This window comes from Bradyrhizobium betae (genome assembly GCF_004123905.1).
Taxonomy (GTDB): domain Bacteria; phylum Pseudomonadota; class Alphaproteobacteria; order Rhizobiales; family Xanthobacteraceae; genus Bradyrhizobium; species Bradyrhizobium betae_A.
In genome coordinates this window covers 121,461-143,380 of the sequence record NZ_MZXW01000053.1, presented here as the reverse complement: position 1 = coordinate 143,380, position 21,920 = coordinate 121,461, and the positions used below count along the sequence as shown (strand labels likewise).

At 64.3% G+C, this 21,920-nt stretch carries 17 protein-coding genes and 1 other RNA gene; 9 read left to right on the top strand and 9 right to left on the bottom strand.

From position 1 onward, the window contains the following. Nucleotides 1-79: 79 nt before the first annotated feature. The 3 genes from ssrS to B5V03_RS35765 all read right to left on the bottom strand — a co-directional run bounded on the left by ssrS (nucleotide 80) and on the right by B5V03_RS35765 (nucleotide 1,105). A non-coding RNA gene (ssrS, locus tag B5V03_RS35775) (6S RNA) lies at nucleotides 80-240 on the bottom strand. Nucleotides 241-404: 164 nt separating this feature from the next. Further along, the gene (locus tag B5V03_RS35770) at nucleotides 405-788 is read right to left on the bottom strand and encodes a cell division protein ZapA (protein WP_129275082.1); all 384 of its coding nucleotides are present in this window, start codon (nucleotides 786-788) and stop codon (nucleotides 405-407) included. Beyond that, nucleotides 785-1,105, bottom strand: a complete 321-nt coding sequence (locus B5V03_RS35765) for a DUF4164 domain-containing protein (RefSeq protein WP_164988548.1) — start codon at nucleotides 1,103-1,105, stop codon at nucleotides 785-787. The genes B5V03_RS35770 and B5V03_RS35765 overlap by 4 nt, the downstream gene beginning before the upstream one ends. A gap of 308 nt (nucleotides 1,106-1,413) precedes the next feature. Here B5V03_RS35765 and tkt point away from each other — a divergent pair, with 308 nt between their 5' ends. From tkt to B5V03_RS35720, 9 genes are all read left to right on the top strand, one after another. Continuing rightward, nucleotides 1,414-3,396, top strand: coding sequence for a transketolase (tkt, locus tag B5V03_RS35760; protein ID WP_129275081.1), 1,983 nt, complete (start codon nucleotides 1,414-1,416; stop codon nucleotides 3,394-3,396). Between the two features lie 170 nt (nucleotides 3,397-3,566). Next, the gene (gene gap / locus B5V03_RS35755; RefSeq protein WP_129275080.1) at nucleotides 3,567-4,574 is read left to right on the top strand and encodes a type I glyceraldehyde-3-phosphate dehydrogenase; all 1,008 of its coding nucleotides are present in this window, start codon (nucleotides 3,567-3,569) and stop codon (nucleotides 4,572-4,574) included. Nucleotides 4,575-4,584: 10 nt separating this feature from the next. Next, a complete protein-coding gene (locus B5V03_RS42855; RefSeq protein WP_283811563.1) occupies nucleotides 4,585-4,713 on the top strand; it encodes a hypothetical protein in 129 nt (42 codons plus the stop codon). Between the two features lie 27 nt (nucleotides 4,714-4,740). Beyond that, a complete protein-coding gene (locus tag B5V03_RS35750) occupies nucleotides 4,741-5,934 on the top strand; it encodes a phosphoglycerate kinase (protein WP_129275079.1) in 1,194 nt (397 codons plus the stop codon). Nucleotides 5,935-6,002: 68 nt separating this feature from the next. Further along, the gene (gene fba, locus B5V03_RS35745) at nucleotides 6,003-7,070 is read left to right on the top strand and encodes a class II fructose-bisphosphate aldolase (RefSeq protein ID WP_129275078.1); all 1,068 of its coding nucleotides are present in this window, start codon (nucleotides 6,003-6,005) and stop codon (nucleotides 7,068-7,070) included. A 302-nt stretch (nucleotides 7,071-7,372) separates the two neighbouring features. Next, entirely contained in the window at nucleotides 7,373-8,398 is a 1,026-nt protein-coding gene (locus B5V03_RS35735; RefSeq protein WP_129275077.1) for a class I fructose-bisphosphate aldolase, read from the top strand. A 3-nt stretch (nucleotides 8,399-8,401) separates the two neighbouring features. Next, nucleotides 8,402-9,091, top strand: coding sequence for a thiamine phosphate synthase (locus B5V03_RS35730; protein ID WP_129275076.1), 690 nt, complete (start codon nucleotides 8,402-8,404; stop codon nucleotides 9,089-9,091). A gap of 8 nt (nucleotides 9,092-9,099) precedes the next feature. Further along, on the top strand, nucleotides 9,100-10,182 hold the full coding sequence (locus tag B5V03_RS35725) for a tetratricopeptide repeat protein (RefSeq protein ID WP_129275075.1): 1,083 nt from the start codon (nucleotides 9,100-9,102) through the stop codon (nucleotides 10,180-10,182). An 87-nt stretch (nucleotides 10,183-10,269) separates the two neighbouring features. Next, the gene (locus B5V03_RS35720) at nucleotides 10,270-11,055 is read left to right on the top strand and encodes an inositol monophosphatase family protein (RefSeq protein WP_129275074.1); all 786 of its coding nucleotides are present in this window, start codon (nucleotides 10,270-10,272) and stop codon (nucleotides 11,053-11,055) included. Nucleotides 11,056-11,191: 136 nt separating this feature from the next. On the opposite strand, the gene B5V03_RS35715 is transcribed toward B5V03_RS35720, so the two are convergent. From B5V03_RS35715 to B5V03_RS35690, 6 genes are all read right to left on the bottom strand, one after another. Next, entirely contained in the window at nucleotides 11,192-11,626 is a 435-nt protein-coding gene (locus B5V03_RS35715; RefSeq protein WP_129275073.1) for a bleomycin resistance protein, read from the bottom strand. 192 nt (nucleotides 11,627-11,818) lie between these two features. Continuing rightward, nucleotides 11,819-12,946, bottom strand: coding sequence for an AAA family ATPase (locus B5V03_RS35710; protein ID WP_129275072.1), 1,128 nt, complete (start codon nucleotides 12,944-12,946; stop codon nucleotides 11,819-11,821). Nucleotides 12,947-13,251: 305 nt separating this feature from the next. Next, nucleotides 13,252-16,407 carry a multidrug efflux RND transporter permease subunit gene (locus B5V03_RS35705; protein ID WP_129275071.1) on the bottom strand — a complete coding sequence of 1,052 codons (3,156 nt, stop codon included), beginning with the start codon at nucleotides 16,405-16,407 and terminating at the stop codon, nucleotides 13,252-13,254. Between the two features lie 6 nt (nucleotides 16,408-16,413). Further along, nucleotides 16,414-17,607 carry an efflux RND transporter periplasmic adaptor subunit gene (locus B5V03_RS35700; RefSeq protein WP_129275070.1) on the bottom strand — a complete coding sequence of 398 codons (1,194 nt, stop codon included), beginning with the start codon at nucleotides 17,605-17,607 and terminating at the stop codon, nucleotides 16,414-16,416. A gap of 271 nt (nucleotides 17,608-17,878) precedes the next feature. Further along, a complete protein-coding gene (locus B5V03_RS35695; protein ID WP_433995368.1) occupies nucleotides 17,879-20,464 on the bottom strand; it encodes an autotransporter outer membrane beta-barrel domain-containing protein in 2,586 nt (861 codons plus the stop codon). 326 nt (nucleotides 20,465-20,790) lie between these two features. After that, on the bottom strand, nucleotides 20,791-21,810 hold the full coding sequence (locus B5V03_RS35690) for an SAM-dependent methyltransferase (RefSeq protein ID WP_129275068.1): 1,020 nt from the start codon (nucleotides 21,808-21,810) through the stop codon (nucleotides 20,791-20,793). Nucleotides 21,811-21,920: the final 110 nt, after the last annotated feature.

The following is a 21,920-nucleotide window of genomic DNA, read 5'->3' as shown; positions in this document are numbered from 1 at the left end:
GGCATGACACCGAGATTGATTGAACCGCAAGCGTGTCGGGGACGCAATTCGACGAGCACGAACCAGAAGGACGTAACAGTGCGAAGCCGCGGACGCCGTTGAAGCACTCGATCCCGGAGTTCCCTACGAAAGTAGGTGGGCACCATATGTCCGGGCCCACGGGCCCGGCCAGGGACAGTTCCCTAAAGGATCGATAAGGCCCCGGGGATATATGGCTCCTGACGCGCGTCGCAGCCTCGCCTGGGCAATGTAACAACGATACTGACGAATCGCCAGCCCGGCTTGCAGTTGCAGCTCCCTCTCCCGCTTGCGGGAGAGGTCGGCGCGGAGCGCCGGGTGAGGAATGTCCCGTCGCGGCGACACCCTCTCCCCGACCCTCCCCCGCAAGCGGGGGAGGGAGCTCCCTACCCGATCGCGATGCCGTTGCCGACGGTCCGGTTCAGGACCTGGGCCGACTTCTCGATGCGTTCGGCGGCGGAATTCAGTGCGTTCACCACCGCGGTCTGCGTCATCCTGGCGCGCTCGACGGCGGCGTTGCGGAAATCCCTGAGCTCGGTCAGCTCCTGCTCCATGGTGCGGATGCGGTTGCCGGAATCGACCAGCTCGTCGCAGACGGTCAGCGCCGCCATCACGGTGAGCCTGGCATCGCCGATCTCGCCGAACTTTCCGCGCAGCGACTGAATCCGCGTTTCCAGGCCTTCGGCGAGCTTGAGCAGCCGCACCTCCTGGCCCTCTTCGCAGGCCATGCGGTATTGCCGGGCGTTGATGGTGACGTTGATGTGGCTCATCCGTCCTCTCCGGTATCGAGCACCGAGCGTATCGTGACGATTGCGGAATCCAGCCGATCGGAGATCTCGCGATTGGTGCGCTCGAGCTTGCGCGACTTCATCAGCGCGCCGTCGAGCTCATCGGCTAACCGCGAGCGATCCGCGCCGAGCGCTTGAATCCGCGCCGCAAGCTCGTTCTCGTCGCGATCAGCATCGCGCCGTCGCTCGACCGCGCTTTCGAGCGCGTCGAGTGCTGCCATGAGCCTGCGGGTCGCGATCTCGATCTCGACGGCCGAGGACTCGGTCATGGCAGAGCTGTTGGAAACGCGATCGTTCATGCAGTCAGCGGCGGAACCTGTGGCCTTGCCCGTGGACTGTACCTTGGGCTTTTTCTGGGGCTTGCCGTCCGGCAAAAGACTCGGTTCGGCAAGCGGTTAGAAGCAGAAATTTACGTGGCAAGCTAGCGGAGCGCAACGCCGCCGCGAAACTATGCACTGCTAAGCAACTTTTACGGCCAAACCGGCGTTTGATTGCCTTGGCCTGCCGGAACCGAGATGCTATCCCAGCCGCGATCTTCTGTGGCCGCCAGGCTCCCCCACGCGGCCCGCACCACCGCCAAGCGCCTCATTTCAGACGGATTTCAGACATGCCGCAAGTCGACCACAACCGTATGGCCAACGCGATCCGTGGCCTCTCGATGGACGCTGTCGAGAAGGCGAAGTCGGGCCATCCCGGCCTGCCGATGGGCGCGGCCGACATCGCCACGGTGCTGTTCACGCAATTCCTGAAATTCGACGCCGCCGCTCCCGAGTGGCCCGACCGCGACCGCTTCGTGCTCTCGGCCGGCCACGGCTCGATGCTGCTCTATTCGTTGCTGCACCTCACCGGCAGCTCCGAGATGACGATCGACCAGCTCAAGAATTTCCGCCAGCTCGGATCTCTGACGCCCGGACATCCCGAACACGGCCACACCAAGGGCGTCGAGACCACGACCGGTCCGCTCGGCCAGGGCATTGCGACCGCCGTCGGCATGGCCGTGGCCGAGAAGATGCTCGCCGCCGAGTTCGGCAAGAAGATCGTCGACCACCATACCTACGTGATCGCGTCCGACGGCGATCTGATGGAAGGCATCTCGCAGGAAGCGATCGCGCTGGCCGGGCACTGGAAGCTCAACAAGTTGATCGTGCTCTATGATGACAACGGCATTTCGATCGACGGTCCGACCTCGCTGTCCGACTCCGTGGACCAGGTGAAGCGGTTCAAGGCGTGCGGCTGGGCCGCCGAGAAGATCGACGGCCACGACCAGGCCGCGATCGCAGCCGCGATCACGCGCGCGCAAAAATCGAACAAGCCCACGCTGATCGCATGCCGCACCACCATCGGCTTCGGCGCGCCGCACAAGGCCGGCACCAACAAGGTCCACGGCGAAGCGCTTGGCGCCGACGAGCTCAAGGCCGCCAAGGAAAATCTCGGCATTTCGCTCGAGCCGTTCTCGGTGCCCGACGACGTGCTCAAGGCCTGGCGTGAGGCCGGTCACCGCGGCGCCGCAGCGCGCCAAGAGTGGGAAGGGCGGCTCGGCGAACTCGGCAGCCGCAAGCGCGCCGAGTTCGAGCGACGGCTCCGTCACGAACGGCCGCCGGCGCTGGCGAAGGCGTTCAAAACCTACAAGAAGGAGTTGCTGGAGAAGCCGATGACAGCGGCGACCCGCAAATCGTCGGAAGCCGTGATCGAGGTGATCGCCGGTGCGATGCCGATGGAATTTCTGGCGGGCTCGGCCGATCTCACCGGCTCCAACAACAACAAGGCGAAGTTGGCGACCGCGTTTTCGGCCAAGACGCCGAAGGGCCGCTTCATCCATTACGGCATCCGCGAGCTCGGCATGTGCGCCGCGATGAACGGCATTTTCCTGCACGGCGGCTTTGCGCCGAACGGCGCCACCTTCCTGGTGTTCACGGATTACGCCCGCCCGGCTATGCGGCTCGCCGCGCTGATGGGCGCCGGCGTGGTCTACGTGATGACCCACGATTCCATCGGTCTTGGCGAGGACGGTCCGACCCATCAGCCAGTCGAGCATCTGTCGGCGCTTCGGGCCATTCCCAACATGCGGGTATTCCGTCCCTGCGACGCCGTCGAGGTGGCCGAGTGCTGGGAACTGGCTCTCAATCGGATCGACGGCCCGACCGTGCTGGCGCTGACGCGACAGAACCTGCCGCAACTGCGGACGAGCGTGAACGAAAACCCCTGCCAGTACGGTGCCTACGAACTGGTCGCCGCCGAGGGCGAAGCCAAGGCGACGCTGTTCGCCTCCGGTTCCGAAGTCGAGATGGCCGTCGCGGCCCAGAAGCAGCTCGCCGAGCGCGGCATTCCGACACGGGTGGTCTCGGTGCCGTCGCTCGAGCTGCTGCTAGCGCAACCAAAGGAGCGCCGTGACGCCATCATCGGCAATGCGCCGGTGAAGGTGGCGATCGAGGCCGCGGTGCGCTGGGGCTGGGACGCCGTGATCGGCCAGGACGGCGAATTCATCGGCATGCATTCATTCGGAGCCAGCGCCCCTCTCAACAAGATCTTCCCGCATTTCGGCATTACCGCCGAGGCTGCGGTTAACGCTGTGCTGAAGCGCGTTACCTGAGAGTTGAGCTTGCCAAAAAAAAGGACTACGTAATCTCTCATATGATCAAGCACCGCCCGGCTGAACCGGGCGTCCGCCCCTAAAAAACCCTCGCAGGCGTGTATGGCGCGTTGTGCGGGAAGATTAGGCGTTATCGAGCCCGTCATTGAACGGTCATAAGGAGATGAAACATGGCAGTCCGCGTCGGAATTAACGGTTTTGGCCGCATCGGCCGCAACATCCTGCGGGCTATCGCCGAGTCCGGCCGCAAGGACATTGAGGTCGTCGGCATCAACGACCTCGGCCCGGTCGAGACCAACGCCCATCTCCTCCGCTTCGACAGCGTCCATGGCCGCTTCCCCGGCACCGTCACCGTCGATGGCGACTCCATCAGCCTCGGCAACGGCAAGATCAAGGTGACCGCCGAGCGCGATCCCACGAAGCTGCCCTGGAAGGATCTCGGCGTCGACATCGCGATGGAATGCACCGGCATCTTCACCGCGAAGGACAAGGCCTCCGCGCATCTTACCGCCGGCGCCAAGCGCGTTCTCGTTTCCGCGCCGGCCGACGGCGCCGACGCCACCATCGTCTACGGCGTCAACCATGAGACGCTGACCAAGGATCACATGGTGGTCTCCAACGGAAGCTGCACCACCAACTGCCTCGCGCCGGTCGCCAAGGTGCTGAACGATCTCGTCGGCATCGAGACCGGCTTCATGACCACGATCCACGCCTATACCGGCGACCAGCCGACGCTGGACACGCTGCACAAGGATCTCTACCGCGGCCGTGCGGCGGCGATGTCGATGATCCCGACCTCGACCGGTGCCGCCAAGGCGATCGGTCTCGTGCTGCCCGAGCTGAAGGGCAAGCTCGACGGTGTCTCGATCCGCGTGCCGTCCCCGAACGTCTCGGTCATCGACCTCAAGATCGTCGCCAAGCGCGCCACCGACGCCAAGGAGATCAACGCGGCGATGAAGCGCGCCAGCGAGCAGCAGCTCAAGGGCATCCTCGGCTACACCAATCAGCCGAACGTCTCGATCGACTTCAACCACGACCCGCACTCCTCGACCTTCCACGAGGACCAGACCAAGGTGCAGAACGGCACGCTGGTGCGCGTGATGGCCTGGTACGACAACGAGTGGGGTTTCTCGAACCGCATGGCGGACACCGCCGTCGCGTTCGCGAAGGTGATCTAAGGGGAGCGTCATGCTTCCTGCCTGGATCGGAATTCCCGGCGCCATCCTGCTGTTCGCATTCATCGCGTATGCGTGGCGGCAGGGAAGCAAGGTAACGACCAGGCAGGAAGGCAATCCGCCCGAGCGCGATGCGTCGTAGCGTCGCCAGCTAACGAGTGATCAGCACATGGCCAAATTCCGCACCCTCGACGACGTCGACGTGAAGGGCAAGCGCGTGCTGTTGCGCGTCGACCTCAACGTGCCCATGGACAACGGGCGCGTCAGCGACGCGACCCGGCTCGAGCGCGTCGCGCCGACCATCACCGAGATCTCGGACAAGGGCGGCAAGGTCATCCTGCTCGCGCATTTCGGTCGCCCCAAGGGACGCGACGCCAAGGACTCGCTCAAGCCCGTTGCGGAATCGCTGTCGAAGGTCGTGAAGAAGCCGGTCGCCTTCGCCGATGACTGCATCGGCGAGCCCGCGGCCACGGCCGTGGCGGCGATGAAGGATGGCGACATCCTGTGCCTGGAAAATACCCGCTTCCACAAAGAGGAAGAGAAGAACGACCCGGCCTTCGTCTCGGAGCTGGCAAAGCTCGGCGACATCTGGGTCAGCGACGCCTTCTCGGCCGCGCACCGCGCCCACGCCTCGACCGAAGGCCTCGGCCACAAGCTGCCGGCCTATGCCGGCCGCACCATGCAGGCCGAGCTCGACGCGCTGGAGAAGGCGCTGGGCTCGCCGACCAAGCCCGTCATCGCGATCATCGGCGGCGCCAAGGTCTCGACCAAGATCGACCTGCTCGAAAACCTCGTCAGCAAGGTCGACGCGCTGGTGATCGGCGGCGGCATGGCCAACACCTTCCTGCACGCCCAGGGCGTCGGGGTAGGCAAGTCGCTGGCGGAGAAGGATCTCGCTCCGACTGCGCTGCGCATCATGGAGAAGGCGGAAGCCGCCAATTGCGCGATCATCCTCCCCGTCGACGCCACCGTCGCCTATCATTTCGCGGCCAACGCGCCCTCGCACGCCTATGGGCTCGATGCGATCCCGGCCGACGGCATGATCCTCGACGTCGGCCCGCAATCGATCGTCCGCATCCACGCCGCGATCGACGACGCGGCGACGCTGGTCTGGAACGGCCCGCTCGGCGCCTTCGAGATGCAGCCGTTCGACCGCGGGACCATGTCGGCCGCCAAGCATGCCGCCGAGCGCACCAAGGCGAAAAAGCTGATCTCGATCGCGGGCGGCGGCGACACCGTCGCGGCCCTCAACCAGGCCCAGGTGGCCGGTCAATTCAGCTATGTCTCGACCGCAGGTGGCGCATTTCTTGAATGGATGGAAGGCAAGCCCCTGCCCGGCGTCGAAGTGCTTCGCACCAAGTAACTTGGCATCAAGTCATTCATCGGCGAACAGCTAGCGGCCCCAGGGGCCCAAACCGGAGAAAAACACACATGGCTCGGATCACGTTGCGTCAATTGCTCGACCATGCGGCTGAGAACGATTACGGCGTACCGGCCTTCAACATCAACAACATGGAACAGGCGCTGGCGATCATGGACGCGGCCAATCAGGTCGACGCGCCCGTCATCATCCAGGCCTCGCGCGGCGCGCGCTCCTACGCCAACGACATCATGCTCAAGCACATGATGGACGCGGTCACCGAGATCTATCCGCACATCCCGGTCTGCGTGCATCTCGACCACGGCAACGAGGCCGCGACCTGCATGACCGCGATCCAGGCCGGCTTCACCTCGGTGATGATGGACGGCTCGCTGAAGGCCGACGGCAAGAGCCCGGCCGACTGGACCTACAATGTCGGCGTCACCAAGACCGTGACCGACATGGCCCATCTCGGCGGCATCTCGGTCGAGGGTGAGCTCGGCGTGCTCGGCTCGCTCGAGACAGGCATGGGCGACAAGGAAGACGGCCACGGCGCCGAGGGCAAGCTGTCGCACGATCAGTTGCTCACCAACCCGGACGAGGCAGTGAAGTTCGTCCAGGAGACCAAGGTCGACGCGCTCGCGATCGCCATGGGGACTTCTCACGGCGCCTACAAGTTCACCCGCAAGCCTGACGGCGATATCCTCGCCATGAAGGTGATCGAGGAGATCCACCGCAAGCTGCCGAACACGCATCTGGTCATGCACGGCTCCTCCTCGGTGCCGCAGGACCTTCAGGACATCATCAACGAATTCGGCGGCAAGATGAAGCCGACCTGGGGCGTGCCTGTGTCCGAGATCCAGCGCGGCATCAAGCACGGCGTGCGCAAGATCAACATCGACACCGACAACCGCATGGCGATGACCGGCCAGATCCGCAAGGTGTTCAAGGAGCACCCGGAAGAGTTCGACCCGCGCAAGTACCTGAAGCCCGCGATGGAAGCCATGACCAAGCTGTGCAAGCAGCGGCTCCAGGAGTTCAATACCGCGGGGCAGGCCTCCAAGTTCAAGAAGGTCCTGACCCCCGCCGAGATGGCCAAGCGCTACGCCAAGGGCGAGCTGGACCCGAAGGTAGCGTAAGGCCAATGCTCCATCGTCCCCCTCGCCCCGCTTGCGGGGAGAGGGTTGGGGTGAGGGGGAGTTTCCCCGGGGACGCTGGCAGTTGGACTCGCGGAGAGTCCCCCTCACCCGGATTTTACGCTACGCGCAAAATCCGACCTCTCCCCGCGTGCGGGGCGAGGTGAACTATTGCCAGCCGCTCCTTTTTCGCTCCAACTGACCTCCCGCCCCCCTTTACCCTGCGACCAACGTTAACTCGGCAATTGCCCGAGAACGGTCTAACTTCACGGGCAAGGGCAGAATCGTTTTGGGAGGACCTCTCGATGAATCTGACTGAACTCAACAAGATCGCGACCGCCATGGTCGCGCCGGGCAAGGGCATCCTTGCCGCCGATGAATCCTCCGGCACCATCAAAAAGCGGTTCGACGCGATCGGCGTGGAATCGACGGAAACCAATCGGCGTGACTATCGCGAGATGCTGTTCCGGTCGAAGGAGGCCATGAGCCAGTATATTTCCGGCGTGATCCTCTATGACGAGACGATCTGGCAGACGGCCGCGGACGGCACGCCGCTGGTGAAGCTGATCGAACAGAGCGGCGCCATTCCCGGCATCAAGGTCGACGAGGGCACGCAGGCCCTGCCGATGTGCCCAAACGAGCTCGTCACCGTCGGGCTCGACAAGCTCGCCGAGCGCCTGAAGAAATACTACGAACGCGGCGCCCGCTTCGCCAAATGGCGCGCGGTGATCGATATCGGCAGCGGCATTCCCTCGATGACCGCGATCAGCGTTAACGCCCACGCGCTGGCGCGCTACGCCGCGCTGTGCCAAGCCGCGCAGATCGTGCCGATCGTCGAGCCGGAGGTGCTGATGGACGGCGATCACGACATCGATCGATGCTACGAGGTGACGCAACGCGTGCTCAATAAGACGTTCCAGGAATTGCGCGTGCAGCGCGTCGCGCTCGAAGGCATGGTGCTCAAGCCGAACATGGCGATCTCTGGCAAGAAGTGCACGAAGCAGGCCTCCGTCGAGGAGGTCGCCGAGAAGACGATCCGGCTGCTGAAGGCCTGCGTGCCCGCGGCGGTGCCCGGCATCGCCTTCCTCTCCGGCGGCCAGTCCGACGAAGAGGCGACCGCGCATCTCAATGCCATGCACAAGCTCGGCCCGCTGCCCTGGGGCCTCACCTTCTCCTACGGCCGCGCGCTGCAAGCCGCGCCGCAGAAGGCCTGGTCCGGCAAGGCCGAGAATGTCGCGGCCGGCCAAAACGCATTCAGTCACCGTGCACGCATGAACGGCCTCGCCTCCAGGGGCGAATGGCAAACCAGCCTGGAAAAGAAGGCAGCCTAGATCTTGTCGAACAAGCCGCCTCCGCCGCGCCCGGCGCCGCGTCTCTATCTCGCGACGCCTGTTGTCGATGATCCCACAGCGCTCCTCGCCGCGCTGCCGGACCTGCTCGCCGCCGCCGACGTCGCGGCCGTGCAGCTGCGGCTGAAGGAGACCGACCAGCGCACCATGATCTCGCGCATCAAGGCCTTGGCGCCGCCGGTGCAGAAGGCAGGCGCGGCGCTGCTCGTCGACGGCCATCCTGAACTGGTCGCACGCGGCGGCGCCGACGGCGCACACCTGCCCGGCATCGCCGCGCTGAAGGAGGCGCTGCCGTCGCTCAAGCCCGATCGCATCGCCGGCGTCGGCGGGCTGACGACGCGGCACCATTCCATGGATGCGGGCGAGATTGGCGCGGACTATGTGCTGTTCGGCGAGCCTGACGCGAAGGGCCAACGGCCGTCGTCGTTGGCGATTGCCGAGCGGCTGGACTGGTGGGCCGAGCTGTTCGAGCCGCCCTGCGTCGGCTTTGCGACGTCGCTGGAAGAAGCCCACGACTTCGCCGCCAGCGGTGCCGATTTCGTGCTGGTCGGCGAGTTCATCTGGGCCGATCCGCGCGGAGCCAAGGCTGCATTGATCGAGGCCGAGGCTGCGATCAAGAAGGGCTTTGCGGCTGCGCCCGTGGACCAGGAGCCTGCGGGTGAGGAGCACGGCTAGCGCCCGTCATGAAGCTCCCGCGCATCACCATTTTGGCCATGCTGCTGCTCACCGTGCCGGCGGCCGCGCAGCTCCAGATCACGCCGCCGGCGGCAATTCCGAGCCCGCCCGCAGAGAAGCAGAAGCCCAAGCCGCCTCCACCCGCCAAGAAGAAGGAAGCCGCGCCGGCGCCAAAACCTTCGGCCTCGCCCAAGCCCGCCGCTTCTCCGAAGCCGGCGCTGCCCGCGACCGTGATCCCCGCGCCTGCGACCGATACGCCAGGTGTCGATCTGGTATTTGGCGCCTATCAGCGCGGCCAGTACAAGTCGGCGTTCGACCTTGCCACCGCCCGTGCCGCGAACGGCGATCCCAAGGCGATGACCATGCTGGGCGAGCTCTATTCCAACGCCATGGGCATCCGCCGCGACTACGCCCAGGCGCTCGCATGGTACAAGCGCGCCGCTGACGCCGGTGACCGCGAGGCGATGTTCGCGCTCGCCATGCTGCGCATGTCCGGCCGCGGCGGTTCCGTCGACAAAAGCGAGGCGGTCAAGCTGATGGCCTCCGCCGCCAAGCTCGGCGAGCCCAAGGCCGCCTATAACCTCGCCTTGCTGTACCTCGACGGCCAGACCCTGCCGCAGGACGTCAAGCGCGCCGCCGAGCTCCTGCGTCAGGCGGCAGATGCCGGCCTGCCCGAGGCGCAATACGCGCTCGCGACCTTCTACAAGGAAGGCACCGGCGTGCCGAAGGACCCCGAAAAGGCCGTGCGGCTGCTCCAGGCGGCCTCACTGGCCGACAATGTCGATGCCGAGGTCGAATACGCCATCGCACTGTTCAACGGCACCGGCGCGCCGAAGGACCAGCCGGCCGCTGTCGCGTTGCTCCGCAAGGCCTCCCGCCAGGGCAGCGCGATCGCGCAGAACCGGCTGGCCTGGGTGCTGATCAACGGCATGGGCACGTCCGTGGACAAGGTCGAAGGCTTCAAATGGCACCTGGTGGCCAAGACATCCGGCAAGGGCGATCCGGAGCTCGACAAGCAATTGGCCGACCTGCCGGCCGAAGACCGCTCCAAGGCCGAGGCCGCGGCCAGGAAATGGCTCGGGACCAAATGACTTGACCTTGAGCCCCTCGCAGGGCACGCAATCCCGTCAAATGGCGCGATTTTGCGCCCCTCCCCCTTCCGATCAAGACCAGAGCTCATGCTGTATTCCGCAACTATCAACGTCATGGTCAAGGCCGCGCGCCGCGCCGGCCGCAGCCTCAAGCGCGATCTCGGCGAGATCGAGCATTTGCAGGTCTCGCTGAAGGGCCCGGCCAATTTCGTCACACTCGCCGACAAGCGCGCCGAGGAGATCGTCTACCAGGACCTCACCAAGGCCCGCCCCGGCTACGGCTTCATCGGCGAGGAAGGCGGCACCCGCGAGGGCAGCGACAAGAGCCACACCTGGATCGTCGACCCGCTCGACGGCACCACCAACTTCCTGCACGGCATCCCGCAATTCGCGATCTCGATCGGCCTCGTCCGCGAGGGCACGATCATTGCCGGCGTGATCTACAATCCCGCCAATGACGAGCTCTACATCGCCGAGCGCGGCAAGGGCGCCTTCCTCAACGACCAGCGCCTCCGCGTCGCCGGCCGCCGCCAGCTCAACGAATGCGTGGTGGCCTGCGGCCTGCCCCATATCGGCCGCGGCGACCACGAGGAATTCCGCCGCGAGATGACCGCGATCCAGGACCGCGTCGCAGGCTTGCGCCGCTTCGGCGCCGCCTCCCTCGACCTCGCCTTCGTCGCCGCCGGCCGCCTCGACGGCTATTGGGAGCGCAATCTGCAATCCTGGGACATCGCCGCCGGTATGCTGATGGTGCGCGAAGCCGGTGGCACCGTGAGCGATATTGCGACGCCGGGGGATGCGCTGGTTACGGGGCACGTGGTGTGCGGCAATGAGTACGTGCACGGGGAGCTGGTGAAGATTTTGCGGAAGTAGAGCGAGGCTTCGGACCGAGCGCACGGACAGAAACGGACCTCAACCTGCCGACGATCCCCGCCAAAGAAGCCGAAAATGACCCGAAGCGGACGCGGCGCTCGACGCGGCTGCGATGCGAAAATGCGGTTCGAGGAGATTACCTCGACCCCAGACTCTCTGCGAAACGCAGAAGGTAGCCGTCAGGGTCTTGGACCAAGAATTGCCTGTTGCCTCGCTCCTCTCCTGCTACCCGATACCAAGCGTCATGACACTCTCTAAAGAGAGGCCATTTCTCCCGCTTCAGTGCATCGAGAAGCGGTGCCACGGAATCAACGAACATCTGAAAGTTGATCCCGCGTCCCAGAGGTCTTTGTAGAGGCCCAGTTTCCCAGTTACCATTTTGCTGGTTCAGCATGACCTGGCATCCTTGTAGCTCGATGTACATGAAGCGATTTTCAGGTCGTTGATACGCGATTTGGAAACCGAGTATATTGCACCAAAAATTCTTGCTCTGTTCCAGGTCAAACACGTCCAGTTCGGGGACGAGCCGCGCAAAGCCGCCAGTTGGTAATCTATCTGGTGGTGTTCCCATGGCTTTCCTCCCTCATTCGCAATCGATGCAGTGCGCTTAAGCACAACACTGCTCTCTCGCAGGAAAAACGGATATCATCGACGGCGCGCTTTGACGACCGCTTGCGGTCCATCGCGTCATTTGCTGTGGCTGCACAAAGGTGGTCGTTATCGGCGCAACGCGGACATGGCCCACGGGTTATGAGTACACGGCCTAAGAGTCATCATCGTCCGGCTCCTCCTCGCGATATTCACCGGCCATCGTCAAGCCCTCGATATTCGTGGCGCCTTTGGACTTGATGACACGGCGAATTGGGACCGCACTCTCGCTTCGCAACGCCTCCATCAGTTGTTCCGAATGGGTGACGATCCAGATGTCGGCGCGGTGTGAAGCCTTGGCGATCAGCCGGGCCAATGGCGCCAGCAGCGACGGATGCAGGCTGGTCTCGGGTTCGTTCAGCGCGATGAACGGCGGCAGCCGATAGCCCATGAACACCGCGAGCAAACAGATGTATTTCAGCGTCCCGTCGGACAGTTCATGCGCCCCGAACGGCCGCGGCATGTCCTCCAGCTGCAGAGCGAATTCGCACACGCCGTTGTTTTCCCATGCACTGAGCTCGGCGCCCGGGAATGCATCCTGGATCGCGTCCTGGATGTCGGTGGCGTCCTGCCGAATGGTATAAAGTGTCGCCAGGGCGGCAGCCAGATCGCTTCCATCAGCGCTGAGCGAGGGCGTCGTGATCGCGAGGCAGGGCTTTCGGATCAGCGATGCCGGATCGGTACGGAAATCGTGATAGAAGCGCCAGCCCAGCATCGCGTTTCTGATCAGATCGATCTCGGGGCATTCCTTGCCGTTGTAAAAGCCCGCAAGCGCCGGCTCGGACGGCAGCACCGCGTCCTTGTGGTTGACCCATGCGCCGCTGTCATCGCGGACGCTGACGAGCGAATTCTTCCGCTCCATTAGTTTAACCGTTCGTTTGCCCTGCGTCGTCTCGATGCTTTCTTCCTTGATCATCGGCTCGCCGGCAAACGACGCCGAAAGCGGGCTGGGAAATCCGATCTCAATGGAATATTTCAGGCGATCGAATCTGGCCGACAATTGCAGTCGCCCGTCCTCGCCGCGTTTGCGGATACCCGACCAGCAGACCGAATTCAATCCGCCTTCGTCGGCGATCGTCCGCGTGATCCGCCCGGTCGCCGCGTCGCGCAACAGCGACAGGGACTTGTAGAGATTGGATTTGCCGACACCATTCTCACCCACAAACACGGACAAGGGGTGGATGGGAATGGAGAGCCGCCGGATGGAGCGATAGTTGGAGATCGCAATGTCGGTCGGACGCATCACATCCTCTCAATCGGCGGGCGGTGTGTGCAGTCACGATGTCGCGTGAATGCGCATTCGTTCAATCCAGGGATGCAGTCTGGATTGACACCCACGAGAAAGCAAGCCGGCCGATCCGGCGTTCAGTGGCCGACTCTCACCAGCGCAGGCGAATGTGCTGAGCAGTCTGGGCGAAGAGGGCCGCTCCAAACCCGACTGTCATCATCCGCGAAGGCGGATGATCCAGTATTCCAGAGACGTCTGTTGGATACGGAAAGGCCGCGGCGTACTGGATGCCCCGCCTACGCGGGACATGACATCTCACGTTACAGCTTGGCCGGCGCGGGCGGCCCGTACGTCTCGGCCTTCTGCTTTTCTGCCTCTTCCCGATCCCCGCCCAGCACGCGCTGCACCGAGACAAAGAACACCGGCACCATCAGCAGCGCCAGGATCACCACCGCGATCATGCCGCCCATCACGACGCTGCCGAGCGCCTGCTGGCTGGCGCCGCCGGCGCCGTGCGCGATGGCCATCGGCAGCACGCCGCAGATAAAGGCGAGGCCGGTCATCAGGATCGGGCGGAAGCGCAGGCGGCAGGCTTCGATGGTGGCGTCCACCAGCGGCTTGCCTTCCTTGCGCAGATCCTTGGCGAACTCGATGATCAGGATCGCGTCCTTGGCGGCTAGGCCAATGATGGTGATGAGACCGACGGTGAAATAGACGTCGTTGGGCAGGCCGCGCAGCATCGCCGCGACGACGGCGCCGACGATGCCGAGCGGCACGGTGAGCAGCACCGCGAGCGGAATGGTCCAGCTCTCGTAGAGCGCGGCGAGACACAGGAACACCACGAACACCGAGAGACCGAGCAGGAACGGCGCCTGCGAGCCCGACAGCTTTTCCTGGAGCGACTGGCCGGTCCATTCATAGCCGAAGCCGCGCGGCAGCCTGCCGGCAAGCTTCTCCATCTCGGCAATCGCATCGCCCGAGGTGAAGCCGGGTTTTGCCTCACCGGAGATGCGCACCGCCGGATAATAGTTGAAGCCGGCAATCTGCGTCGGGCCGCGCGCCCATTCCACCGTGGCGAAGGACGAGAACGGCACCAGCTGGCCGCGGCTGTTCTTGACGTTGTAGTTGAGGATGTCCTCGGTCCGCATGCGGTCGCGGGCATCCGCCTGCACCACGACGCGCTGCATGCGGCCGCGGTTCGGGAAGTCGTTGATGTAGTTCGAGCCGAGATTGGTCGAGATCGTGTTGTTGATGTCCTCGAAGGTGACGCCGAAGGCGCCGGCCTTCTCGCGGTCGATCACGAGATTGACCACGCCGGCCTCGGGCAGGCCTTCGACATAGACCTTCTGCAGCACGGAGCTCGCATTGGCTTCCGCGATCAACTGGTCGGCGGCGCGCATCAGGGCCGGATAGCCCTTCTGGCCGCGGTCCTGGAGACGGAACGAGAAGCCCGAGGAGTTGCCGAGATTGTCGATCGGCGGCGGCTGCAGCGCCGAGATCTTCGCGTCGCGGATCGACGACCCCAAATCGCGGTTGATGTCGGCGACGATTGCCGCGGCCGACTCCTTCGGCCCGCGCTCCGACCAGTCCTTCAAGGTGATGAAGGCCTGCGCGGTGTTCATGCCCTGGCCGGAGAAGCTGAAGCCGGTGAGGAAGGTGACGTTGTCGACGCCCGGCCGCTGCGCCAGGTATTTTTCGACCTTCTCGATCACGGCTTCGGTGCGGCCGTAGGACGAATCCGACGGCGTCTGCACGTCGGTGGTGACAAAGCCCTGGTCGTCGACGGGCAGGAAGCCGCCGGGCAGGCTGACGAAGGCCCAGGACAGGCCAACCAGCAGGGCGACATAGACCAGCATCAGCCGCCCGGTGCGCTTCAGCGAGAAGCCGACGGTGCGGGAATAGCCTTCCTTGCCGCCTTCGAGCGTGCGGTTGAACCAGCCGAACACGCCCTTCTTCGCATGACCGTGGCCGGCCGTGACGGGCTTGAGCAAGGTCGCGCACAGCGCGGGCGTCAGCGACAGCGCGAGGAACGCGGAGAAGCCGATCGCGGCCACCATGGTCACCGAGAACTGGCGGTAGATGATGCCGACCGAACCCGGGAAGAACGCCATCGGCACGAACACCGCCATCAGGACCAAGGTGATGCCGATGATGGCGCCTGATATCTGCGACATCGCCTTGCGTGTCGCGTCCTTCGGCGGCAACCCCTCCTCGCTCATGATGCGCTCGACATTTTCGACCACGACGATGGCGTCGTCGACGAGGATGCCGACCGCGAGCACCATGCCGAACATCGAGAGCATGTTGATGGAATAGCCGGCAAGCAGCAGCACGCTACAGGTGCCCAGCAGCGCCACCGGCACCACGATGGTGGGGATGATGGTGTAGCGGATGTTCTGGAGGAACAGGAACATCACCACGAACACCAGCACCACGGCCTCTAACAGCGTCGTCAGCACCTTCTTGATCGAGGCCTCGACTACGGGCGTGATGTTGTAGGGGATCTCGTAGGCGATGTTGGCCGGGAAGAAGCGCGACAGCTCCTTCATCTTCTCCTCGACCGCGCTCGCGGTCGCGAGCGCGTTGCCGGTCGGCGACATCAGCACGGAGAGACCGGCGGTCGGCTTGCCGTCGAGCCGCGTGTTGAACTGGTAGCTAAGGCCGCCGACCTCGATGCGCGCGACATCGCGCAGGCGTACGGTCGAACCATCGGGGTTGGCGCGCAGGATGATCGCGCCGAATTCATCGGGCGAGGAGAGCTGGCCCTTGACCAGCACCAGCGCGGAGGTGCGCTGGCTCGACGTCGATGGCTCGGCGCCGATGCTGCCCGAGGCGACCTGTGCGTTCTGCGCTGATATCGCCTTGTTGACGTCGTCGGCGGTCAAGCCATAGCCGACCAGCTTTGCCGGATCGACCCAGACACGCAGCGAACGTTCGGTCGAATAGAGAGTGGCGCGGCCGACGCCGGGGATACGGCGGATTTCGCCCAGCACGTTGCGGATCATGAAGTCGCCGAGACCGACCTCGTCGAGGCTGCCGTCGGTCGAGTTCAGCGTGATGATCTGGAGCACCGCACTCGAGGCTTCCTCGATCAAGATACCCTGCTGGATCACCGCGCGCGGCAGCCGCGCCTCGACGCGCTTGATGCGGTTCTGCACCTCGACCGAGGCCGCGCTGGTGTCGGTGCCCGGCTGGAAATTGGCGATGATCTCGACCTGGCCGAGCGAGTCGCTGGTCGATTCGAAATTGAGAATGCCGGAGGCGCCGTTGAGCTCCTCCTCGATCAGCCGCGTGACGCTGTTGTAGAGGTTTTCCGGCGAGGCGCCGGGATAGCTGGTCGAGATCGAGATCGAGGGCGGCGCGATGATCGGATATTGCGCGATCGGCAGCAACGGCACCGCGATCGCGCCGATCAAGCAGATGAACAGCGCGACGACCCAGGCGAAGATCGGCCTGTCGATGAAGAAGCTCGGCATGGCGCGTTACCGCGTGACCTTGAGGGCGTGGCGGTTGTCTGCGCTCGCCTCGGCCTCGGACCAGGATTGCGGCGTGACCTTGTCGCCGGCTGCGAACTTCTGGAACCCTTCGACCACGACCTTGTCGCCGGCCTTCAGGCCTTCGGTGACGAACCAGACGCCGTCCTGCACCGAGCCGGTACGCACCGGCTGCACCGCGATGCGGTTGTCGTCCTTGACCACGAACACTTCGCTGCCGCCGCCGCCATTGCGCTGGATCGCCTGCTGCGGCACCGCGATGGCGTCGGAGTCGAGACCCTGGTCGAGGCGGACGCGGACATACATGCCCGGCAGCAGCTCGCGCTTGGGGTTGCGGAACTCGCCGCGCAAGGTCACCTGGCCGGTATGGGCATCCACCTTGGCCTCGGAGAACAACAGCTTGCCGTCCAGTGAATAAACCGTGTTGTCGTCGAGCACGAGGCGCACCTTGACCGCATCGGCCTCGATGCGATCGAGATCGCCGCTCTCGAAGGCGCGGCGGAGCTGGTTGAGCTCGGTCACCGACTGGGTGAAGTCGGCATAGATCGGATCGAGCTGCTGGACGGTGGCGAGATTGGTTTCGTTCTGCACGACCAGCGCGCCCTCGCTGACGAGCGCCGCACCGACCACGCCGTCGATCGGCGCGCGCACGGTGGCATAGTCCAGATTGAGCTTTGCGCGCGCGAGGTCGGCCTTGCGTCCTTCGACTTCAGCATAGGCTTGGCGTTCGGCGGCAACAGCCTTCTCGTTCTCGGCCTCGGGCGCGGCACGTTGGCTGGTGAGCGTGGCGATGCGATGCGCCTGCTGCCTGGCCTGCATCAGAGCGGCGTCGGCCTTGGCGAGCCCGGCCTCGTTGGCCATCACCTCGACCTCGAACGGACGCGGATCGATGCGATAAAGCGGATCGCCGGCCTTCACCTCGCTGCCCTGACGGAACAGGCGCTCGACCACGATGCCGGAGATACGCGGCCGCACCTCGGAGACGCGCGTTGGCGCAATGCGGCCCGGCAGCTCACGCACGACCGCGCGGGGCTGCGGCTTCACGGTGACGACGCTGACGTCGGGATCGGCGGGCTGGGCAGCGGAAATGGCGGAATTCGATTCGTCGCAAGCCGCGAGCAGCGGCGCAAAGGTCGCGAGCATCATTGCAACGCATGCCGATCGCGCGCGAAGTCCTGACATGAAGTTAAGTGCCCCGATATTGTTGAAACTGATCACGTTCCGCGCGAGCCCGTTCTGGGCGATTCCGCGCGACTGTTGCCGTCAACATAGAATGGACGTGCTGCGACGCAACGGATGGCGCGGGCGGCTCAATGTCACACGAGCTATCGCGCTGAGTTGTAGAGACTTTTGCGGACTCACCGGATTGTTATCCTGGTTCCATCCCGGCGTGCTGCGACAGAAGAGCGCAACGGAACGTTACGAAGCGCAGTGCGCTCGGTGAGCGGATGGCTCACCACGTGGTGCGAAAGCCGCCGGTGCCCTTGTAATTGCGGTTGTCCGACCCGTCGTTGAGGCTCGCATTGTAGGACACCTCGCCGAAGATAGCGTAACGCCCGTTGGCCCAACTGTAGGTGCCGCCGCCGCCGATGCTGGCCCACAACCGATCCTGCGCATTGGCAAAGCCGATGCCCGCGACATCGACCTTGGTGCCGTTGAAGAATTCGTAGCGCAGATTTGCGATGCCGTAGATGTCGGATCGCACGATGCCCGTGCCGTCGTTCCAGGTCTTCTGATGGTCGAGCGCAAGCCCGGCCCGGCCGAGCAGGCTGTCGCCATCGCGCAGTGACACCGACGCACCGAACCGGTCGGCAAAACCATCGAAAGCGACCTTCGCATAGGAAAGCTGCGCCTGCGGCGTCAGCGACCAGCCGTTGCCAAAACCGATGCGCTTGCCGGTTTCGGCGCTGATGGCATAACCGACCCCTTCGTTGCCGTGGGTCAGGCTACCAGCCAGCACGGAAGACAGATCGCTGCGGTAGAATATCGACTGCGCCTGACCGTCGACATAGAAGCCGTTGTCGCCATACCAGGTCAACGTGCCGCCGACGCCCGTTCCCTCGACGCGGAGACGACCATTGCCGTAGAACGAGGCGACATCGGCGGTCGTCAGGCCATATTGCGCGGTGAGGCCGACGATCAGCCGCCCTCGCTCGTTCTCCAGGGCGAGACCATCGAGGCCCGTCTGCACTTTCAAATGATCGGCTTTGTAGGTCGAACCGGTGGTGTTGGAGGGCTGCAAGTCGGAATGCCCGCCCTCGATGCGGCCCCAGAACGCCGTGGACGCCGGCGAAGCCGCGGCTGTCGCCGGCGCGGCACCGGCGCGCGCCATCGCATCGCTGCCGCCCCAATAGCGGTTGCCGGCACGCTGCTGCAGCGTCGGCAGATCGTTCATGCCGAGCAGTACCTGCGCATAGTTCTCGTAGAGGGGAATGCCGGGCTGGTAGAGCGGACCGGAAGGTGCCGAGACCGGCGGATTGATCAGGCTCGAGCGCAGATACCAATCGCCGTCACCGGGACTGGCGATGCCATTCTTCTGCAATGTGTAGGCATAGACGCCGCCAACCACCGCCTGCTCGCCGTGCAACACGTAGTTGCCGAGAAGCGCGAAGCTGCCATTGGACGCGCCGACGACGTCGACCACCTTGATGCCTTCGACGGTCTGCGCACCGGCGCCGCCCACATTGGTGACGCGCAGCGACGATGTGCCCGACGTGCTTCCCTGCACCCGCAACAGGTCAGTCGGCGAACTGTCGCCGCCGAGCCGGCTGTTGAGCTGCGCGGTGCCGCCATTGCCCACGTAATTGCCGGTCACGGTGAGCGTCGTTCCCGGCGCGCCGCCGAGCGTAACAATGCCGGCATTGCCAAGCGATGCCAGCGTCTGGTTGAAGCCGGCGAGGTCGAGCGTGCCGCCGGAGGCCACGTTGAAGGACGAGGCCGCGCTGAGCGTGTTTGTGGCCCCGGCGCGCAGGGTCCCGGCGTTTACATTGGTCGCACCGTTGTAGGTATTGGCGCCGGTCAGCGTCTGCGTGCCGCCGGTGACTGTCAGGCCACCCGTGCCACCGATCACGCCGGCGAACGTGTCGTTCGCGTTGGTGATCGTCAGGTTCTTCACGCCGAGGCCGACGCCGCCGCTGCCGGCGAGGCTCTGGATGCTGGTGCCGCCAGCGGTGATGCCGGAAATGTCGAACGTCCCGTTGGTGACGACGCGGCTCGAATTGCTGATCGCGCCCGCGCCAGTGAGCGCAAGGATACCGGCCTGGATCACGGTCTGGCCGGCATAGGGGCTGCTGGCGGCGAGGTTCAGAGTGCCGTTGCCGGTCTTGGTCAGTCCACCGACGCCCGTGAAGGCGGAGGTGGCATCGGTGCCGACCGTAAACGCGCCGGTGTCGATCGTCAGCCCGCCCGCGAGGATGTTGAGCTTGGTGCCTGAAAATCCGTTGATGAAGGTCGCGTTGCTGGCAGTCGCTTTCAGGATACCGCTGTCGAAGTTGGCTTGGCTCGCGCCGAGCCCGCCCCGCAAGACTTGGGTTACTAGCGTGCCGCCGCCGCTGATGTTGAGCGTGCCTGAGCCGCCCAGCTGTCTTCCAACACCAACTCCGCCGTTGGCGGTCACCTGTGCGCCATTCTCAATATTGAGCGTTCCTGTCCCGGAGTTGCCGACAGATAAAGTGGTGCCGGAGAGAATCCACTTCGATCCGGCTCCGGTGACAGTGACGGTACCAGCACTTCCTGCAGCCGAGCCGATCGCAAGAATGGTCCCGGTGCTGGTGAGCGTACTGCCGTTCTGAATCGTCAAATTGGCTGAGGTGCCATTTAGACCGACGAATATGTTACGAGTTGCCCCGCTTGCCGGACCATTGACGCCGAGCACTGTCGGATTTGCAGACGACGGATCGATGGTTGCAAAGGTTGCGGCGGTCGGCGCCAGCCCGCTGCTCCAGTTCGAGCCGACTGTCCAGTCGGAGCTCGTGGCTCCAGTCCACGTTTGGGCCGCCGCTGATCCCGCGGACAGGGCCGTCAGCGCCGCCGCCGACATGGTTGCAAGGAGGAAGCGAAGCAGTCGCGCTTGGGTGTTGCCGGGTGCAGATCGCCGAGTCCGCTTCGGACTCCCGTGAAGCATGTCATCTGATTGTCGTCGGATCGTCGCAGCAGCCCCGATGCATTCGCGCATGCGTCATTCCAATTGCGTCCACACCGTTCGAGGGTGCGGATTTTCTTGTCGTGGTCCACGAAGTACAACCAGGACGCTAGGCCAGCAGAAACAATCAGACAATAATCGAAACTCGCATCTGCAAAGAAACACGCGGCGTGTGCCGTTTGCGCAACGAAAGACGCTTAACAATTTCTTTCAAGAGCGCGGCGCTAACCCGCCGCCTTCATCCGGTAGCGGCTGACGCCCCATTCGGTTCCATCGGCGTAGCCGAACAGGCCCGATGTCGCGAGCAAGAACCAGCGCCAGCGCCGCATCCACAGGGCGGTCTCCTCGCCATAGACGTTGCGCAAGGAGGATTCGATCGCGTCGCGATGTGCGTCGAAATTGGCGAGCCAGTCATTGGCGGTGCGCTGATAATGCGTGCCGCTCCAACACCATTCCTTCTCGATCGTGAAGATGTCGCCGAATTGCCTGACCAGGTGATGGCTCGGCATCAGCCCTTCCGTGAGGATGTGCTGCGCGATCCAGTCCTCGCGATTGGCCCGGTCGAGCAGATGGGAGCCGGAGCGATGGGTGACGATGTGCATGAAGAAGCGCCCCTCCGGCGCGAGCCATGACCGCACCCGCGTCATCAGCTTGCGCCAGTTCATCATCTGCTCGAACATCTCGATCGAGACGATGCGGTCGAACTGGCCGTCGGGCGCGAACACGTTCATGTCTGCGGTGATCACGCGCAAATTGAGCAACCCGCGCTGTTGCGCGATGTCCTCGACATAGGCGCGCTGGCCTTGCGAGTTCGACACCGCCGTGATCTTCGCATGCGGAAACTGCCGGGCCATCCACAGCGACAGCGAACCCCAGCCGCAGCCGAGTTCGAGGATGGTCTGGCCGTCGGCGAGGCCGGCATGCTCGACCGACTGGCGCAGCGCCTCCTCCTCCGCCTCCTGCAAGGTGCTCGCATCGGTCTTGTAGAAGCAGGACGAGTATTTGAGGTTGGGGCCGAGCAGCTGCGCAAAGAACGAAGCGGGCGCGTCGTGATGCCCGGCATCGGCGTCTCCGGCGATCGGCCGCAGCATCATCCTTCCTGCGAAGGCGGCATCGTCGGCCGCACCCAGCGCGGACAGGCGCGTCGCCGATCGGGAGCACAGGCGCTGGATCGCGGCGCGGATCACGACGTCCGGCAGGGGCACGCGTTCGGCCGTCCCGATGATCGCGGAAACGACGCTCATATGACCCCCTTGGTCAAAACGCTGGTCCCCATGCAAAGATTCCGACCTGAGCCTGCGGAATGCCGATGTTTTGGAAGATGCGCAGGTATCAAAGCCCGGTTTCAGCATTG

Excerpts from the sequence above, each read along its gene's own strand:
- B5V03_RS35770 (WP_129275082.1), bottom strand. The coding sequence starts at position 788 with ATGAGCCACATCAACGTCACCATCAACGCCCGGCAATACCGCATGGCC.
- B5V03_RS35765 (WP_164988548.1), bottom strand. The coding sequence starts at position 1,105 with ATGAACGATCGCGTTTCCAACAGCTCTGCCATGACCGAGTCCTCGGCC.
- tkt (WP_129275081.1), top strand. The coding sequence starts at position 1,414 with ATGCCGCAAGTCGACCACAACCGTATGGCCAACGCGATCCGTGGCCTC.
- gap (WP_129275080.1), top strand. The coding sequence starts at position 3,567 with ATGGCAGTCCGCGTCGGAATTAACGGTTTTGGCCGCATCGGCCGCAAC.
- B5V03_RS42855 (WP_283811563.1), top strand. The coding sequence starts at position 4,585 with ATGCTTCCTGCCTGGATCGGAATTCCCGGCGCCATCCTGCTGTTCGCA.
- B5V03_RS35750 (WP_129275079.1), top strand. The coding sequence starts at position 4,741 with ATGGCCAAATTCCGCACCCTCGACGACGTCGACGTGAAGGGCAAGCGC.
- fba (WP_129275078.1), top strand. The coding sequence starts at position 6,003 with ATGGCTCGGATCACGTTGCGTCAATTGCTCGACCATGCGGCTGAGAAC.
- B5V03_RS35735 (WP_129275077.1), top strand. The coding sequence starts at position 7,373 with ATGAATCTGACTGAACTCAACAAGATCGCGACCGCCATGGTCGCGCCG.
- B5V03_RS35725 (WP_129275075.1), top strand. The coding sequence starts at position 9,100 with ATGAAGCTCCCGCGCATCACCATTTTGGCCATGCTGCTGCTCACCGTG.
- B5V03_RS35720 (WP_129275074.1), top strand. The coding sequence starts at position 10,270 with ATGCTGTATTCCGCAACTATCAACGTCATGGTCAAGGCCGCGCGCCGC.
- B5V03_RS35715 (WP_129275073.1), bottom strand. The coding sequence starts at position 11,626 with ATGGGAACACCACCAGATAGATTACCAACTGGCGGCTTTGCGCGGCTC.
- B5V03_RS35710 (WP_129275072.1), bottom strand. The coding sequence starts at position 12,946 with ATGCGTCCGACCGACATTGCGATCTCCAACTATCGCTCCATCCGGCGG.
- B5V03_RS35705 (WP_129275071.1), bottom strand. The coding sequence starts at position 16,407 with ATGCCGAGCTTCTTCATCGACAGGCCGATCTTCGCCTGGGTCGTCGCG.
- B5V03_RS35700 (WP_129275070.1), bottom strand. The coding sequence starts at position 17,607 with ATGTCAGGACTTCGCGCGCGATCGGCATGCGTTGCAATGATGCTCGCG.
- B5V03_RS35695 (WP_433995368.1), bottom strand. The coding sequence starts at position 20,464 with ATGTCGGCGGCGGCGCTGACGGCCCTGTCCGCGGGATCAGCGGCGGCC.
- B5V03_RS35690 (WP_129275068.1), bottom strand. The coding sequence starts at position 21,810 with ATGAGCGTCGTTTCCGCGATCATCGGGACGGCCGAACGCGTGCCCCTG.